Raw genomic sequence first — 15,032 nt, 5'->3', positions numbered from 1 at the left:
ACGACCCCGTGAGGCGTCAGCCCAACGATCGCGTCCAAACTCTCTTCGTTCAGGAGGTGGACGCCATGCCGTCAACAACTCAGATCACAGTGCCGCAGCTTGCCCGACTCGTCGGCCTGCCGGATGCACCTCGCGTCGTCGACGTACGCATCGACGACGACTTTCAAGCCGATCCGCGGCTGCTGCCGGCTTCTTGCCGGCGCGACTTCAGAACCGTCTCGACCTGGGCGGCCGACTTCTGCGGATCCAAGGTCGTGGTCATCTGCCAGCGCGGAGAGAAACTCTCGCAAGGCGTTGCCGCGTGGCTGCGCCACGAGGGCATTCCGGCGGAATCGTTGGAAGGCGGTTTCGCGGCCTGGGCCGCCGCCAAGGCCCCGTTAGTCGCGGCCGACGCCATTCCGCCCCGCGACGGGAAGGGTCGCACCGTATGGGTCACGCGTTCCCGGCCGAAGGTCGATCGCATCGCCTGCCCCTGGCTGATCCGACGATTTGTCGATCCTGGCGCCGTGTTCCTGTTCGTCGACCCGGCCGAGGTGCCCCTGGTCGCGGACCGCTTCGCCGCGGTGCCCTTCGACATCGAAGGCGTGTTCTGGAGCCATCGCGGCGATCATTGCACTTTCGACACGATGATTGAGGAGTTCGGCCTGGGCACCGAGGCGCTCGATCGTCTGGCGCTGATCGTGCGCGGCGCGGATACAGCGCGTCTCGACCTGGTGCCGCAGGCTGCCGGGTTCCTCGCCGCGTCGCTCGGCCTGTCGCGCATGTTCCGCGACGACCTGGAACAGCTCGAAGCCGGCATGCTGCTCTATGATGCTTTCTTCCGCTGGTGCCGCGACGCCACGGACGAGACGCATAACTGGCCGGCGGGGGGTAAGCAACAATGACAGTGCTTGCCAAGGACAGCGCCGCGCAGCCGGCCGATGTCCCGGCTGTGCCGACCTTCAGTGATGCGACGCGGCTGTGGGCCAAGATCGGCCTGCTCTCTTTCGGCGGGCCGGCCGGGCAGATCGCCCTGATGCACAAGGAACTGGTCGAGGAGCGCCGCTGGATCGGCGAGGAGCGGTTCCTGCATGCTCTGAACTACTGCATGCTTCTTCCGGGTCCCGAGGCGCAGCAGCTTGCCGTCTATATCGGCTGGCTGCTGCACCGGACGGCCGGCGGCCTCGTCGCCGGGACATTGTTCGTGCTCCCGGGCGCACTGGTCATGCTTGCCCTGAGCAGTTTCTACATGCTCTATAACGACGCGCCGGTCATCGAGGCGCTGTTCTTCGGCATCAAGGCGGCGGTGCTGGCGGTCGTCGTCGAAGCGGTGATCCGCATCGGCAAGCGGGCGCTGAAGAACCGGGTCATGGTGGCCATCGCGGTGGCGGCCTTTCTCGCCATCTATGTCCTCAAGCTGCCGTTTCCACTGATCGTGCTTGCGGCGGGACTCATTGGCTGGGTCGGCAATCGCTTTGCACCCAGGCTGTTTTCGGGTTCGGCGCATGGCAAGGGCAACGCCGCCGCCGACAGAGGCGGCGTGGTCGACCTGATGTTCGAGCGCGGCGAGCTCGGCCACACCGTGCCGACCAGATGGCACGCAGCCCGGACCATCGCCATCTGGCTGCCGATCTGGCTCGGACCGGTGGCGCTGATCGCCGTGCTGGCAGGGCCAGGGAGCGTATGGGCGCAGATCGGCGGCTTCTTCAGCCTGATGGCGGTCGTCACCTTCGGCGGCGCCTATGCGGTTCTTGCCTATGTCGCGCAAGCCGCGGTGACCTCGTTCGGCTGGCTTTCGCCCGGAGAAATGGTCGACGGGCTCGGACTTGCCGAGACGACGCCCGGACCGCTGATCCTGGTGCTGCAATTCGTCGGCTTCGCGGCCGCCTATCGCCATGCGGGTACGCTCAGCCCTCTGCTTGCAGGGCCGCTGGGGGCGGCGCTGACGCTCTGGGCTACCTTTGCGCCCTGCTTCTTCTGGATATTCCTCGGCGCGCCCTACATCGAGCAGCTGCGGCAGAACAAGGCGTTGTCGGCGGCGCTGGGTGCGATAACGGCAGCGGTCGTCGGCGTGGTGATGAACCTTGCGCTGTGGTTCGCGCTGCATGTCGTCTTCGGCAAGGTCGAGAGAGTCGGCTGGGGCGTCGAGGTTCCGGTCGTTTCCTCGCTCGACTGGCGCGCGGCGCTGCTGTCGGCGGCGGCGATGGTCGCCATGCTCAGGCTGAAGGCCGGCATGCTGCCGACGCTCGCGGCATCCGCGCTGGCGGGACTGGCTCTACAGGCATTGTGAATTGTTTCCAGCCGCAGCCAAGCGTGATCGAGAGCTATGTTTACAACTAACATGTCAGTATGCTACGCCTGCTCGCGGATTGATGAATGGAGAATTGCAGGTGGGTTCGCGCTTTGGTCTGTCGGTTGCGCTCACAACGCCCTTTGATGCAGCCGGGCGGATCGCCGTTCCGCTGATGACCGAGCATGCTAAGGCCTGTCTCGATGCTGGCTGCAGCAGCGTAACGCTGTTCGGCACCACCGGCGAAGGCGCTTCCGTCGGTACGGCGGAGCGGCAGGCGGTCATCGATGCCATGCTTGCGGCGGGCATATCCGCCGACCAACTCGTTGCAGGCGTGCTGGTCGATGCGGCGGAGGACGCTGCCGAGCAGTGCCGCCAGGCGTTGCAGCGCGGCGCCCGCAACATCCTTCTGGCGCCGCCGAGCTATTTCAAGAATGTCGGTGACGACGGGTTGTTCGGCTGGTTCGGCGCCGTGTTCGCCGCGCTCGGTCCGCTGGCCCGCGGCATGCTGCTCTACAACATCCCCTCGGTCACGACGGTGCAGCTGTCGCTCGACCTGATCGGCCGGCTTCGCAAGGCGTATCCGGGCGTGGTCGCCGGGGTCAAGGATTCCGGTGGAGACTGGGGCTACAGCGAAGCGCTGCTCAAGACGCATGGCGACCTGATCATCCTCATCGGCGACGAACGGCATCTGGCGCCGGCGGTGCGGATCGGCGGCCAGGGCGCGATTTCCGGCATGGCCAATTTCGCCGCCGGCGAACTGCGCGCCATGATCGAGAGCGGACGCGACGACTCCCGCGTGGAAAGCTTCGTCCTCGAACTGCTCCGGCATCCGGTCATCCCGGCGGTGAAGGCCATGGTGGCGCGCCAGACCGGCGACGAACGCTGGCTGACGGTTCGGCCGCCGCTCGAGCCGGTAGCCTTGCAGGAACGGCAGCAGCTTGGCGCCGCTTACGACAGACTGTTTGCGACACAGGCAGCCTGAACCGGGGAGGGCGCTGATCGGCATGGACGACACGAGCGAACCGGCAACCCTCAGGGAGAAGGCCTATGCCAGCTTCACGCGGCATCTGCTGGCCCGCGACCTCAGGCCCGGCCAGTTCGTTTCGCAGCGCGAGCTGGTCGCCTTCACCGGCCTGCCGCTCGGAGCCATCCGCGAGATCGTGCCGCGGCTCGAGGCCGAGGGGCTGCTGACCACGATACCGCAACGCGGCATGCAGATCGCGCATATCGACATCAGTCTGATCCGAGAGGCTTTCCAGTTCCGCCTATTCATGGAGCGCGAGGCTGTCGCGCTGTTTGCCGTCAACGCGCCCGACGCCGAGATTGCGGGTCTCAGGCGCGAGCACGAGGACATGCTCGCCCAGGCGCTGGCGCAGACCCCGACCCCCGAAATGGAAGCCAAGGCCCAGAACATCGACTGGGCCATGCATGACACCTTCATCAGCGCGCTGGGCAACGAGATCGTCGCCAAGGCCTATCTAGTCAATTCGGTGAAGATCCGACTCATCCACCAGGAGCGGTTCCGCATCGACGGTCGCGTCGTGCCGGTCATGCGCGAGCATCTTGCGGTGATCGAGGCCCTGGAGAAACGCGATCCGCAGATGGCGGTCGAGGCGATCAGCCAGCACATCGACAATGCGCGCCGGCTGGCGCTGCAGATTTGAGGAAGCAAAACCGCGCCGCAATCGTCGTGGCGTAATCGACAACGACAACCGGGAGGAAGAAATGTCGTCCAATCCATTCAGTCCAACCAGAAGGCAGCTGCTCCAGGGAACCGCGGCTCTCGCCGCCACCGGCCTCGTCGGTCTTCGTCCGAGCTTCGCCGCGGGCGTCGACTGGAAGCGCTTTGCCGGCACGACGCTCGACGTCAACCTGGTCAAGAGCCCGCGCAGCGACACCATCCTGAAGAATCTCGCGGAGTTCGAGGAGCTGACCGGCATCAAGGTCAATGCCGAGGCGACACCCGAACAGCAGCAGCGCCAGAAGACGGTGATCGAACTCAGCTCTGGCAAGCCGAGCTTCGACGTCGTGCATCTGAGCTACCATGTGCAGAAGCGCCAGTTCGAGAAGGGCGGCTGGCTGGCCGACATTTCCGGCTTCGTTGCCGATCCGGGCCTCACCGATCCAGGCCTGACCGAAAGCGACTTCGCCGAGGCGGGCATCCAGTTCGCCAAGGACGGCCAGGGCGTGCTGCGCTCGCTGCCATTCTCGGTCGACTACTGGATCCTCTACTGGAACAAGGAGCTGTTCGACGCCAAGGGTATAAAATATCCCGAGAGCTTCGAGCAGCTGGTGGCTGCCGCCGAAGCGCTGACGGATCCCTCAAGCAACACCTTCGGTTTCGTCGCACGCGGTCTCAAGAACGCCAACACGCCGGTGTGGACGTCGCTGATGCTCGGCTACGACATGACGCCGCTCGGCAGCGACGGCAAGCTGCGCACCACCTCGCCGGAGGCGATCGAGGCTGCCGCCCTCTATCAGCGGCTGATGACCAAGGCCGCGCCTCCCGGCGTCACCGGCTTCAACTGGGCCGAGGCGCAATCCGCCTTCCTGCAGGGCAAGATCGGCATGTGGTTCGATGGCGTGGGCTTCGCGCCGCCGATGGAAAATCCGGAAAAATCGCGCGTCGTCGGCAAGGTCGGCTATGGCGTCATGCCGAAGGGTCCCAAGGCGCATGCCGCGGGTACTTTCGGCGACGGCATCGGCGTGACGTCCGCCAGCGCGAAGAAGGAAGCGGCCTATCTGTTCTGCCAGTGGGCCGTGTCACCCGCCATGGGCGCGCGCCTGCTGCAGGCCGGCGCCGGCGTGCCGTTCCGCAAGTCGGTGCTGGAAGACCCCAAGGTGCGCGAAGGCGTCACCATGCCGGCGAGCTGGCTGGATGCCGTGGTCGGCTCAGGCAATATCAGCCGGCTGGCGCTGCCGGTCATCATCCCGGTCACCGAGTTCCGCGACATCTATGGCGTGGCGCTGACCAACATGATTGCCGGCGCCGATCCCGCCGACGAACTGAAGAAGGCCACCGAGCAGTTCCAGCCGGTTCTCGACAGGAGCGAGCAAGGCTGATGTCCGCCATCGCCCCGGAACGCGCAGGGGTGACGACGCAAGCCGTCGAAGAGAGCCAGCCGATCCGGCTGGCTCCAAACTACTGGCCTTTCGTCATTCCTGCGCTCGTCGTCGTCGGCGCCGTGATCGTCTTTCCCTGGGCCTTCACGTTGTGGATGAGCGTCAACAGCTGGACGCTCGGCCAATCGCGAAGCTTTGCCGGGATGGAAAATTATATGCGCCTGGCGAGCGATCCGCGGTTTTGGGAATCGCTCTGGCATACCTTGATCTATACTTTCCTGTCGGTGGTCGCGCCGATGTTTTTCGGTACCGTCGCCGCGCTCATTTTCGACGCCAGGTTTGCCTTGCGCGGCCTGCTGCGCGGCGTCTTCGTGATGCCGATGATGGCCACACCCGTCGCCGTGGCATTGGTCTGGACCATGATGTTCCATCCGCAGCTCGGCGTGCTCAACTATCTCCTGTCGCTGGTCGGCATTCCGGCGCAGGAGTGGATCTTCAACGCCAACACCGTCATTCCTTCGCTGGTCGCGGTGGAGACCTGGCAGTGGACGCCGCTGGTGATGCTGATCGTGCTGGGTGGGCTGGCATCCGTGCCGCGCGAGCCGTTCGAAAGCGCCGAGATCGACGGCGCCAATGCCTGGCAGCAGTTCCGCTACCTCACCTTGCCGATGATCGCGCCGTTTCTGATGATCGCGGTCATCATCCGCACGATCGATGCGCTCAAGAGCTTCGATATCATCTACGCGATGACCCAAGGTGGGCCGGGCACGGCATCGGAAACAATCAACATCTATCTCTACAACACCGCCTTCTCCTATTACGACATGGGCTACGGCTCGGCCATGGCGGTGGTGTTCTTCATCGTCATCGTGGCCCTGTCCTTCATCCTCCTGATGTTGCGCCAGCGCTCGCAATGGGTCGACACGGAGGGCAAATAGGTGAGCTCGCGGCTGCTCAACAAGATAGGCCTGTTCTTCGCGGCGCTGGTGCTGGTCTCGCCGGCGATCCTGTTCTTCCTCTGGATGATCTCGCTGTCGCTGAAGTTCGAGATCGACAACGGCGCCTATCCGCCGATCCTGATCCCGGAGCGCTTCGCCTGGTCGAACTACTCAAAGGTGTTCGAGGAGAACAATTTCCTGCTCTATCTGTGGAACTCGGTGCTGGTGACCGGCACGGCGACGCTGCTGGCGCTGCTGATCGGTGTGCCGGCCGGCTATGGCATCGCCAGGCTCAAGGCGGAACGCTCGGCGATCGTCATCATGATCGCCCGCATGACGCCCGGGCTTTCCTATCTCATCCCGCTGTTCCTCCTGTTTCAGTGGCTGGGCATCCTCGGCACGCTGTGGCCGCAGATCATCATTCATCTGGTGGTGACGGTGCCGATCGTGGTCTGGGTGATGATCGGCTATTTCGAGACGACGCCGATGGAATTGGAGGAGGCCGCCAACATCGACGGCGCCAGTTCGTGGCAGGTGTTTCGCCTGGTCGCGCTGCCGATCGCCAAGCCCGGCATCGTCGTCGCCTTCATCCTGTCGATCATCTTCTCGTGGAACAACTTCGTCTTCGGCGTGGTGCTCGCCAGCCGCGAGACGCGGACATTGCCGGTCGCGGTCTACAACATGCTGTCCTACGAGCAGGTGAGCTGGGGGCCGCTCGCCGCCGCAGCGCTCGTGGTGACGCTGCCGGTGCTGGTGCTGACCATGTTCGCGCAACGGCAGATCGTCGCCGGGCTGACCGCCGGCGCGGTCAAGGGTGGCTGAGCGCCTGATCCGTCCCTCATTCTTTCGGGAGATACGCAATGGCATCGGTAAGCATCAACAACGTGCAGAAGGCTTTCGGAGCCACTCGGATCATCCACGATGTCAGCGTCGATATCGCCGATGGCGAGTTCGTCATCCTGGTCGGACCGTCGGGCTGCGGAAAGTCGACGCTGCTGCGCATGATCGCGGGGCTGGAAACGATCTCGGCCGGAAAGATCGCAATCGGCGAGCGCACCGTGAACAACCTCAGGGCACGGGACCGCAACATCGCAATGGTGTTCCAGAACTACGCGCTCTACCCGCACATGACGGTGGCGGACAATATGGGCTTCGCCCTCAAGATCAAGAAAGCCGATCCGGCCGATACCGCGAGCCGGGTGAAGCGGGCAGCCGGCATTCTCGGCCTCGAGAAGCTGCTCGACCGCTATCCGCGCCAGCTTTCCGGCGGCCAGCGCCAGCGCGTCGCCATGGGCCGCGCCATCGTGCGCGACCCGCAGGTGTTTCTGTTCGACGAGCCGCTCTCCAATCTCGACGCCAAATTGCGCGTGCAGATGCGCGGCGAGATCAAGGCGCTGCATCAGCGGCTCGGCACCACCACCATCTATGTCACGCATGACCAGATCGAGGCGATGACCATGGCCGACAAGATCGTCGTGCTGCATGACGGTCTGGTCGAGCAGATCGGCGCGCCGCTCGATCTCTACGACCGGCCGGCCAATCTGTTCGTTGCCGGCTTCATCGGCTCGCCGGCCATGAACTTCATCCACGGCCACATCGAGGAGGGCATCTTCCGCAGCGCCGGTGGGCTGACTTTGCCGCTGCCGCAAGGCATCCGGCCGAGCGAGGCCGCGGGAAGGGAACTGGTTTACGGCATTCGTCCCGAGCATATCCGGGCGACCGGCCAGGGTCTCTCCGGCACAGTCACGCTCATGGAGGCGACCGGCTCGGAAATCTTCGCCACGGTCGACTGCGGCGGAGAGGTGATCTCCTGCCTTTTCCGCGAGCGGCTGGCGCTGAAGCAAGGCGAGAGCGTGCGGATCGAGATCGACCGCGCCTCGGCGCATCTGTTCGACGCCAAGACGGGCCGGCGCATCTGATTGCCGCTGTTCGCGCTCTCACCGCGGCGGCCAGGGAGTGCTTGAGATTCGAGGCGAACGGAAAGCAACGGGAGCCAGTTGCAAGAAAATGCAACATGGGAGCATTGCAAAAGTCAGCCAACCCTTTGACTTAGCTGGTGATCCCGACAGGAATCGAACCTGTGACCTACAGATTAGGAATCTGCCGCTCTATCCTACTGAGCTACGGGACCACGCGGCCCGACACATAAACGCTTCGGGCCGGTTCGCCAAGAGGCGTTACCGACAGATCGGCGCCGCGCCTTGCTCCATGGCGCCAATCGGCCGGGAAGGTCGCCTCCGTGCAAAGCGGTCAGGCGGCCAGCGCCGTCTCCGCCAGCCTCACCCAATAGCTCATGCCGTGCGGGATGACCTCGTCGTTGAAGTCATAGGCCGGATGGTGAAGGCCGGCGGTGTCGCCGTTGCCGATGAAGATGAAGGCGCCGGGGCGCGCTTCCAGCATGTAGGAAAAATCCTCACCGCCCATCACCGGCTGGATGGCGCGGTGGACATTCGCGTCGCCGGCGACGCCGGCGGCAATATCGCTGGCGAAGGCCGTCTCTTCCGGATGGTTGAAAGTGACGGGATAGTTGGGGTCGTAGTCGACCTCGATCGTCGCGCCGAAGGCTGATGCCAGGCCAACGCAAATGGCGCGGATTTTCTCTTCCGCTTTCCTGGCCACTTCCTTTTTCAGCGTGCGCACCGTGCCCGCGATCTCGGCTTTTTCCGGTATCACGTTGTAGGCATCGCCGGCATGGAATTTGGTCACCGACACCACGACGGCCTCGACCGGATCGGTGCTGCGTGAGGCAATGGTTTGCAAAGCGCTCACCAAGTGGCTGGTAATTACGATCGGGTCGATCGTGGCGTGCGGCATCGCCGCATGGCCGCCATGCCCCTTGACGGTGATGGTGAATTCGGCGGTCGCCGCCATGATCGGGCCGGGCTTGATGGCGAACTCGCCGACGGGAAGGCCGGGCATGTTATGCATGCCGAACACCTTCGAGATGCCGAAGCGGTCCATCATGCCGTCCTTGACCATTTCGTTGCCGCCGCCGCCGCCTTCCTCGGCGGGCTGGAAGATCACCGCCACGGAGCCGGCGAAATTGCGCGTTTCGGCGAGGTATTTGGCTGCGCCGAGCAGCATGGCGGTGTGGCCGTCATGGCCGCAGGCATGCATTTTGCCGGGAACGCTCGACGCGTACGGCTTGCCGGTGATCTCGTTGATCGGCAAAGCGTCCATGTCGGCGCGCAGGCCGATTGCCGGACCCTCGCCCTTACGGCCGCGGATAATGCCGACGACGCCGGTCTTGCCGAGGCCGGTCACAACCTCGTCGCAACCGAAAGCCTGCAGCTTGTCGGTGACGAAGGCGGCGGTCTGGAAAACGTCGAAGTTCAGTTCCGGCGTCTGGTGCAGATGTCGCCGCCAGCCCGCGACTTCTTCCTGCATTTCCGCGGCACGGTTGAGAATTGGCATAATCGTTCCATTTCTTTGTTGGGGCAGGCAATTCAGGGCCGCTGCCCGGCAAGTGTGATCGTCTGGCACTTTGCCATTTTGACGTCACATAGGGTAAATAGCACCGCATAATGCGGCCCGGAGTCGAGGGTCGGTCCGCACTATGCTGGCCATCGCGCAGCGAAATCTTACGGAGCCAGCGGCAACTACGGCAAGAGGCGATTTCGGAATTGATCATGCGGCAAAGGCATTTCCTCAACCTATTGCTTGCGGGGGCGCTGGCGCTGCCGATGCTTTCCGGCACTGCGCGCGCCAATCCGGTGGTGCTGTTCGACCTGAAGAGCGGCAAGGTGCTGGAGCATCAGGACGCCTTCAAGCGCTGGTACCCGGCCTCGCTGAGCAAGCTGATGACGGCCTATGTGGCGTTCCGGGCGATCGCCGCCGGCGAGGTGGCGCTCGATTCGCCGATCAAGGTGACGAAACATTCGGCCGGCGAGCCGCCGAGCAAGATGGGCTTCAAGCCGGGCTCGGTCATGCGGCTCGACAATGCGCTGAAGATGATGCTGGTCAAGTCGGCCAACGACATCGCCATGGCCGTCGGCGAGAACATCGGCGGATCGCAGGCCGCCTTCGCCGACCGCATGAATGCCGAGGCCGCCAGGCTCGGCATGGTCGGAACGCATTTCGTCAACCCGAATGGGCTGTTCTCGCCCGACCAGTACACGACCGCGCGCGACCTTGCCGTCCTGGTGACGGCGCTTCGCAACGACTTCCCGCAATATGCGCCATGGTTCTCCATCGAGGGCCTTGCCGTCGGTAAGAAGGCGATCCCGAACTACAATCTGCTGATCGGGCGCTATCCCGGCGCCGACGGCATGAAAACCGGCTTCGTCTGCTCCTCGGGCTTCAACATGATCGGCTCGGCGACGCGCGATGGCCGCACACTGGTTGCCGTGGTGCTCGGCGAAAAATCCGCCATCAGCCGCGCCGAAGCGGCGGCGAAGCTGCTCGACCAGGGTTTTGACGCGCCGGCGGCCTGGTCGACGACGCTCGCGGCGCTCAAGCCATATGGCGACACGCTGTCGCCCAACGACCTGCAGGACGAGATCTGCAAGAAGAAGCCGAAGGAACAGCAGTCGGAGGCGGCGCCTGCCGTCGCCGCCAAGGACAAGGCCAAATCGCCCTATCAGGTGAAACTCGATCACCCGACGTTGATCGCGGTCGGCCTTGGCGGGGCCACCGGGCCGGCGCCCAAGGCTTTCGTCGACCAGACCGATCAGAACTATGCCGATGTGCCGCTGCCCAGCTGGCGGCCCGACAAGCCTCTGCCGGCCGGCGCCACACCCGCCGCGACCGCTGCCGCTGCAGCGCAGGGGGATCAGCCGGCCAAGGCGGCAAACTCGCCATGACCGGGCGCAGCGGCTTTCCCATACCCGTCTCGGTGCTCACCGGCTTTCTCGGGGCCGGCAAGACGACGTTGCTCAACCGGCTGCTCAAGGATCCGGCGCTTGCCGACACGGCCGTCATCATCAACGAGTTCGGCGAGGTGGCGATCGACCATCTGCTCGTCGAGCAAGCCTCAGACGGCATCATCCAGCTTTCCGACGGCTGCCTTTGCTGCACGGTGCGCGGCGAACTCGTCGATACGCTGGCCGACCTCGTCGACCGGCTGCAGACCGGACGCATCGCCAGGCTGGCGCGCGTCGTGGTCGAAACCACCGGCCTTGCCGATCCTACACCGGTGCTGCAGTCGATCATGGCGCATCCGGCGCTGGTGCAGGCTCTCCGGCTCGACGGCGTCATCACGCTGGTCGACGGCGTCAACGGGGCGGCCACGCTCGATAACCATGTCGAGGCGGTGAAGCAGGCGGCCGTCGCCGACCGCATCGTGCTGACCAAGACCGATCTCGCCGAGGCAAGCGACGCCGAGGCCCTGCGGGCGCGACTTCATCAGATAAATCCGAGCGCGGTCCTGCTCGACGTCAATGACCCCGCTACCGGGGCAGCGTCGCTGTTCGATTGCGGCCTCTACAATCCCGAAACCAAGAGCGCCGACGTGCGGCGCTGGCTCGGAGAGGAGGCGGCGCATGATCATCACCACCATGATGACGGTCATGAACACAACCCCCATCATCATGATCACCGCCACGACGGCCGCGTGCGCTCCCACTCGCTCGTCCATGACGGGCCGGTGCCGTTCTCGGCGATCGAGATGTTCCTCGATTTGTTGCGCTCCACGCATGGCGAAAAACTGCTGCGCATGAAGGGCGTCATCGAACTTCAGGAGGATCCGTCACGGCCGCTGGTGATCCACGGCGTGCAGAAGATCCTGCATCCGCCGGCCAGGCTGCCGTCATGGCCAGACGGACGGCGCGGCACGCGGCTGGTGCTGATCACGCTCGACATGCCGGAAGATTATGTCCAGCGGCTGTTTTCCGCCTTCACCAACAAGCCGTCGATCGACACGCCCGACCGGGCGGCGCTCGAGGCCAATCCGCTGGCGATCGCCGGGCTGTAGCTCCAGAGGTCCGATTGGCCTATGCCGCGCCGCCGCGCTCCACCAGGAAGCGATGGCCGCCGTCGACCGCCGCCGTCTCGATCAGCTGATGGCCGGCATCGGCGCAGAAGGCCGGAATGTCGATCACGGCCAGCGGGTCGGTGGTTTCCAGCCACAGACGGCTGCCGGGCCGCATCGCGGCCAGACGCTTGCGCGCCTTCAGCACCGGCAGCGGGCAGTTCAGCCCCTTCAGATCGTAGGTAGCGGCGGATCCGGCCAAGATCGAGAAATCTCAGCCGCCGAACATGCCGAGCAGTTTCTTCTTCAGCTTCGAGACCGTGCCTTCGTCGGCACTTGCCGCCTGCTGCGTTTCCAGCGCCGGTTGCGCGGAAGCCGCCTCGACGCCTGCGGTGACCACCGGCTGCTGAGCCGCCTGCTTGGCGGCTTCCTTTTCGGCCAGGGCCTGCGCCTTGGCGGCTGCCTTTTCAGCCTGCGCTTGCGCCTTGGCGGCCTTGGCCGCCTCGATCGCCGCAAGCCGCTGCTCCTCGGCCTTGCGCTTGGCCTCCTTCTCCGCGTCGAGCGCGGCCATCTTGCGGCCGAGCGGGGAATCGATGCGGCCCATCCGCGTCGTCTCGGTTACCGAGCCGTCGGCATTCATCGACGGCGGGTCGATCGGCACACGCTCGCCGCGGGCGCGGCGCTTGGACCAGTCGGAAACGATGCTGGCTTCCTTGATGCCGGCGATGGCCGGCTTAGGCGGTAGTATGCTTCCCTTGACCGCGGAGTTGAAGGCGGCGTCGTAGCGCTTTTCGTAGTCGGCGTAGGCCGTTTTCAACGAATCAGGCTGTGTCATTGCCGGGCAGGCACCTGTCGGGTCGAAGGTGGTGCCTTCTGGCGCTACTTGATTGAAGACGTAGCGCTTCTCGCAGACGTCGACTTTCGGCGGCACCTTGGTGATCTCGAAATTGTCGTAGCCGACCTTCAGCATCTTCCAGAACTCGTAGTTCGGGTCGTTGCGGTAGCGCGCCATGTTGGCGGCGGTCATGCGAAACGGGAAGGCCTGGATCTGGAACTCGGTCTGGCCGCCCTGGAAGGCATCGCGGCCGAAAGCATAGATCTGCTCGATCTGGGCATCGGTCATCGAATAGCAGCCGGACGAGGAGCAGGCGCCGTGCACCATCAGATTGGAGCCGGTGCGGCCGTTGGCCCTGTCATAGGCGTTGGGATAGCCGATGTTGAAGGACAGATGGTAGTTCGAGCGCGGATTCATCTGCGACGGACGCACCGTGTAGAAGCCTTCAGGCGCCTGGCGGTCGCCCTCGGTGTATTTGGGGCCGAGCTTGCCCGACCATTTGCAGATGTCGTAGCTGGCGACGAGATCGTAGCGGCCGTTGGTCTTGGCCTTCCAGATCTCCAGCTTGCCTTCTTCCTTGAAGATGCGCGCCATCACCGAGGAGGTGCGCACCATGCCTTTGGCCTTCATGTCGGCGAGGATCTTATCCGGCAGGGGCTTGTTCGCCTCCGGCGCAAAATCCTTCATCGACGAATCATTGCAGCCGGCGATGCCTATCGCGGCGACAAGGACTCCGGTGCGGGCAAGCTTGGCAAACATCGATACGGCTTTGTCTTTTCTCTCAGGCCAACGGCCTCGGCATGGCCGGCCCGCAGGCTCAACACCAATGGACCGTAAGCCCGTTAACCTTGAAAATTCCTTACCGCAAGCAATAGCCAACCCCTCGCGGATATTTTCATTGAGCCGAATGCGGCGGCATTTTTGTGGCGAAAATGTTAACAGCCGCCATAGTTGCGGCGCGCGGCCGAATTAAACGGGTGGCGCTGGGGCAGACTCACGTGCTTTGTTTTCATGCATGTCGCTTTCGCAAAACCACTGCACAGTTTTGTGCGACATGCATTAAAGGCTGCGGCCCATCGCTAAATATTTCTCGCGGCGCTGCTCGCGGAAATCGGTGTTGGCGCCGGCAAAGTCCTTCATCGTCTTGGCGATCAGGTCGCCGGTGGCGGCAATCACCGTTTCCGGCGCACGCTGGGCGCCGCCCATCGGCTCGGGAACGATGGCATCGATGATCTTCATTTCGAGAAGATCCTGGGCGGTGATCTTCATGTTGGTCGCGGCGTCCTTGGAACGGGTGGTGTCGCGCCAAAGAATAGAGGCCGCGCCCTCGGGCGAGATCACCGAATAGATGGCGTGTTCCAGCATGTAGACACGGTTGGCGGTGGCGATCGCGATGGCGCCGCCGGAGCCGCCTTCACCGATGACCACCGAGATCGACGGCACTTTGAGCGCCAGGCAGGCTGAGGTCGAGCGCGCAATGGCCTCGGCCTGGCCGCGCTCCTCGGCGCCGACGCCGGGATAGGCGCCGGCGGTGTCGACCAGCGTCAAAAGCGGAATGTTGAAGCGGTCGGCAAGCTCCATCAGCCGAACCGCCTTGCGGTACCCCTCGGGCCGTACCGAACCGAAATTGTGCTTGATGCGGCTTGCCGTGTCGGAGCCCTTCTCCTGGCCGATCACCGCCACCGGCTCGCCGCGGAAACGGGCAAAACCGCCGACGATCGCCTGGTCGTCGCCGAAATTGCGGTCGCCGGCCAACGGCGTGAAATCGCTGAACAAGCCCTTGATGTAGTCGAGGCAGTGCGGCCGGTCCGGATGGCGGGCCACCTGGACCTTCTGCCAAGGGGTGAGCGCCTTGTAGAGATCGCGCAGCGCATCGCGCGAACGCTTCTCCAGCCTGCCGATCTCGTCGGCGACATCGACCGCCTCGCCGTTCTCCGCGAGCTTCTTCAGCTCAAGGATCTTGAGCTCCAGATCCTGCACCGGCTTTTCGAAATCGAGGTAATTATACATGCTGGG

14 protein-coding genes and 1 tRNA gene are annotated in these 15,032 nt (G+C 64.2%); 10 read left to right on the top strand and 5 right to left on the bottom strand.

What is annotated here, in order from left to right; translation table 11 throughout:
* The first annotated feature begins 65 nt into the window (after nt 1-65).
* From A9K71_RS03620 to ugpC, 8 genes are all read left to right on the top strand, one after another.
* Nucleotides 66-884 (top strand): sulfurtransferase/chromate resistance protein, encoded by an 819-nt coding sequence (locus A9K71_RS03620; protein ID WP_066990403.1) that lies wholly within the window; start codon nt 66-68, stop codon nt 882-884.
* Entirely contained in the window at nt 881-2,269 is a 1,389-nt protein-coding gene (gene chrA / locus A9K71_RS03615; protein ID WP_066990401.1) for a chromate efflux transporter, read from the top strand. Before A9K71_RS03620 ends, chrA begins: the two co-directional genes overlap by 4 nt.
* Nucleotides 2,270-2,369: 100 nt before the next feature.
* The gene (locus tag A9K71_RS03610) at nt 2,370-3,254 is read left to right on the top strand and encodes a dihydrodipicolinate synthase family protein (RefSeq protein WP_082980323.1); all 885 of its coding nucleotides are present in this window, start codon (nt 2,370-2,372) and stop codon (nt 3,252-3,254) included.
* A gap of 22 nt (nt 3,255-3,276) precedes the next feature.
* Nucleotides 3,277-3,936, top strand: coding sequence for a GntR family transcriptional regulator (locus A9K71_RS03605; protein ID WP_066990394.1), 660 nt, complete (start codon nt 3,277-3,279; stop codon nt 3,934-3,936).
* A 61-nt stretch (nt 3,937-3,997) separates the two neighbouring features.
* On the top strand, nt 3,998-5,335 hold the full coding sequence (locus A9K71_RS03600) for a sugar ABC transporter substrate-binding protein (protein ID WP_066990504.1): 1,338 nt from the start codon (nt 3,998-4,000) through the stop codon (nt 5,333-5,335).
* The gene (locus A9K71_RS03595; protein ID WP_066990391.1) at nt 5,335-6,273 is read left to right on the top strand and encodes a sugar ABC transporter permease; all 939 of its coding nucleotides are present in this window, start codon (nt 5,335-5,337) and stop codon (nt 6,271-6,273) included. Before A9K71_RS03600 ends, A9K71_RS03595 begins: the two co-directional genes overlap by 1 nt.
* Nucleotides 6,274-7,095: a carbohydrate ABC transporter permease gene (locus tag A9K71_RS03590; RefSeq protein ID WP_066990388.1), complete on the top strand. Its 822-nt coding sequence runs from the start codon at nt 6,274-6,276 to the stop codon at nt 7,093-7,095.
* 38 nt (nt 7,096-7,133) lie between these two features.
* On the top strand, nt 7,134-8,192 hold the full coding sequence (gene ugpC / locus A9K71_RS03585; RefSeq protein ID WP_066990385.1) for a sn-glycerol-3-phosphate ABC transporter ATP-binding protein UgpC: 1,059 nt from the start codon (nt 7,134-7,136) through the stop codon (nt 8,190-8,192).
* Nucleotides 8,193-8,327: 135 nt separating this feature from the next.
* On the opposite strand, the gene A9K71_RS03580 is transcribed toward ugpC, so the two are convergent.
* Nucleotides 8,328-8,404, bottom strand: a tRNA-Arg gene (locus A9K71_RS03580).
* A gap of 119 nt (nt 8,405-8,523) precedes the next feature.
* Nucleotides 8,524-9,687: a M20 aminoacylase family protein gene (locus A9K71_RS03575; protein WP_066990381.1), complete on the bottom strand. Its 1,164-nt coding sequence runs from the start codon at nt 9,685-9,687 to the stop codon at nt 8,524-8,526.
* 215 nt (nt 9,688-9,902) lie between these two features.
* On the opposite strand from A9K71_RS03575, the gene A9K71_RS03570 reads away from it, so the two are divergent.
* Nucleotides 9,903-11,075 carry a D-alanyl-D-alanine carboxypeptidase family protein gene (locus tag A9K71_RS03570; protein ID WP_066990377.1) on the top strand — a complete coding sequence of 391 codons (1,173 nt, stop codon included), beginning with the start codon at nt 9,903-9,905 and terminating at the stop codon, nt 11,073-11,075.
* A complete protein-coding gene (locus A9K71_RS03565; protein ID WP_066990374.1) occupies nt 11,072-12,184 on the top strand; it encodes a GTP-binding protein in 1,113 nt (370 codons plus the stop codon). Before A9K71_RS03570 ends, A9K71_RS03565 begins: the two co-directional genes overlap by 4 nt.
* A gap of 19 nt (nt 12,185-12,203) precedes the next feature.
* Here A9K71_RS03565 and A9K71_RS03560 read toward each other — a convergent pair whose 3' ends face one another.
* From A9K71_RS03560 to A9K71_RS03550, 3 genes are all read right to left on the bottom strand, one after another.
* Nucleotides 12,204-12,443, bottom strand: coding sequence for a sulfurtransferase TusA family protein (locus tag A9K71_RS03560; RefSeq protein ID WP_066990371.1), 240 nt, complete (start codon nt 12,441-12,443; stop codon nt 12,204-12,206).
* 12 nt (nt 12,444-12,455) lie between these two features.
* The gene (locus A9K71_RS03555) at nt 12,456-13,775 is read right to left on the bottom strand and encodes a murein L,D-transpeptidase family protein (RefSeq protein WP_066990368.1); all 1,320 of its coding nucleotides are present in this window, start codon (nt 13,773-13,775) and stop codon (nt 12,456-12,458) included.
* A 300-nt stretch (nt 13,776-14,075) separates the two neighbouring features.
* A complete protein-coding gene (locus A9K71_RS03550) occupies nt 14,076-15,026 on the bottom strand; it encodes an acetyl-CoA carboxylase carboxyltransferase subunit alpha (RefSeq protein WP_066990365.1) in 951 nt (316 codons plus the stop codon).
* Between the last annotated feature and the right edge of the window lie 6 nt (nt 15,027-15,032).

This window comes from Mesorhizobium sp. WSM3873 (genome assembly GCF_001672445.1).
GTDB lineage: Bacteria > Pseudomonadota > Alphaproteobacteria > Rhizobiales > Rhizobiaceae > Mesorhizobium.
Note: the sequence above shows the minus strand (reverse complement) of the source record. Positions and strands in the feature narration are given on the sequence as shown.

Excerpts from the sequence above, each read along its gene's own strand:
- A9K71_RS03605 (WP_066990394.1), top strand. The coding sequence starts at position 3,277 with ATGGACGACACGAGCGAACCGGCAACCCTCAGGGAGAAGGCCTATGCC.
- A9K71_RS03600 (WP_066990504.1), top strand. The coding sequence starts at position 3,998 with ATGTCGTCCAATCCATTCAGTCCAACCAGAAGGCAGCTGCTCCAGGGA.
- A9K71_RS03565 (WP_066990374.1), top strand. The coding sequence starts at position 11,072 with ATGACCGGGCGCAGCGGCTTTCCCATACCCGTCTCGGTGCTCACCGGC.
- A9K71_RS03555 (WP_066990368.1), bottom strand. The coding sequence starts at position 13,775 with ATGTTTGCCAAGCTTGCCCGCACCGGAGTCCTTGTCGCCGCGATAGGC.
- A9K71_RS03550 (WP_066990365.1), bottom strand. The coding sequence starts at position 15,026 with ATGTATAATTACCTCGATTTCGAAAAGCCGGTGCAGGATCTGGAGCTC.
- ugpC (WP_066990385.1), top strand. The coding sequence starts at position 7,134 with ATGGCATCGGTAAGCATCAACAACGTGCAGAAGGCTTTCGGAGCCACT.
- A9K71_RS03595 (WP_066990391.1), top strand. The coding sequence starts at position 5,335 with ATGTCCGCCATCGCCCCGGAACGCGCAGGGGTGACGACGCAAGCCGTC.
- A9K71_RS03620 (WP_066990403.1), top strand. The coding sequence starts at position 66 with ATGCCGTCAACAACTCAGATCACAGTGCCGCAGCTTGCCCGACTCGTC.
- A9K71_RS03570 (WP_066990377.1), top strand. The coding sequence starts at position 9,903 with ATGCGGCAAAGGCATTTCCTCAACCTATTGCTTGCGGGGGCGCTGGCG.
- A9K71_RS03575 (WP_066990381.1), bottom strand. The coding sequence starts at position 9,687 with ATGCCAATTCTCAACCGTGCCGCGGAAATGCAGGAAGAAGTCGCGGGC.
- chrA (WP_066990401.1), top strand. The coding sequence starts at position 881 with ATGACAGTGCTTGCCAAGGACAGCGCCGCGCAGCCGGCCGATGTCCCG.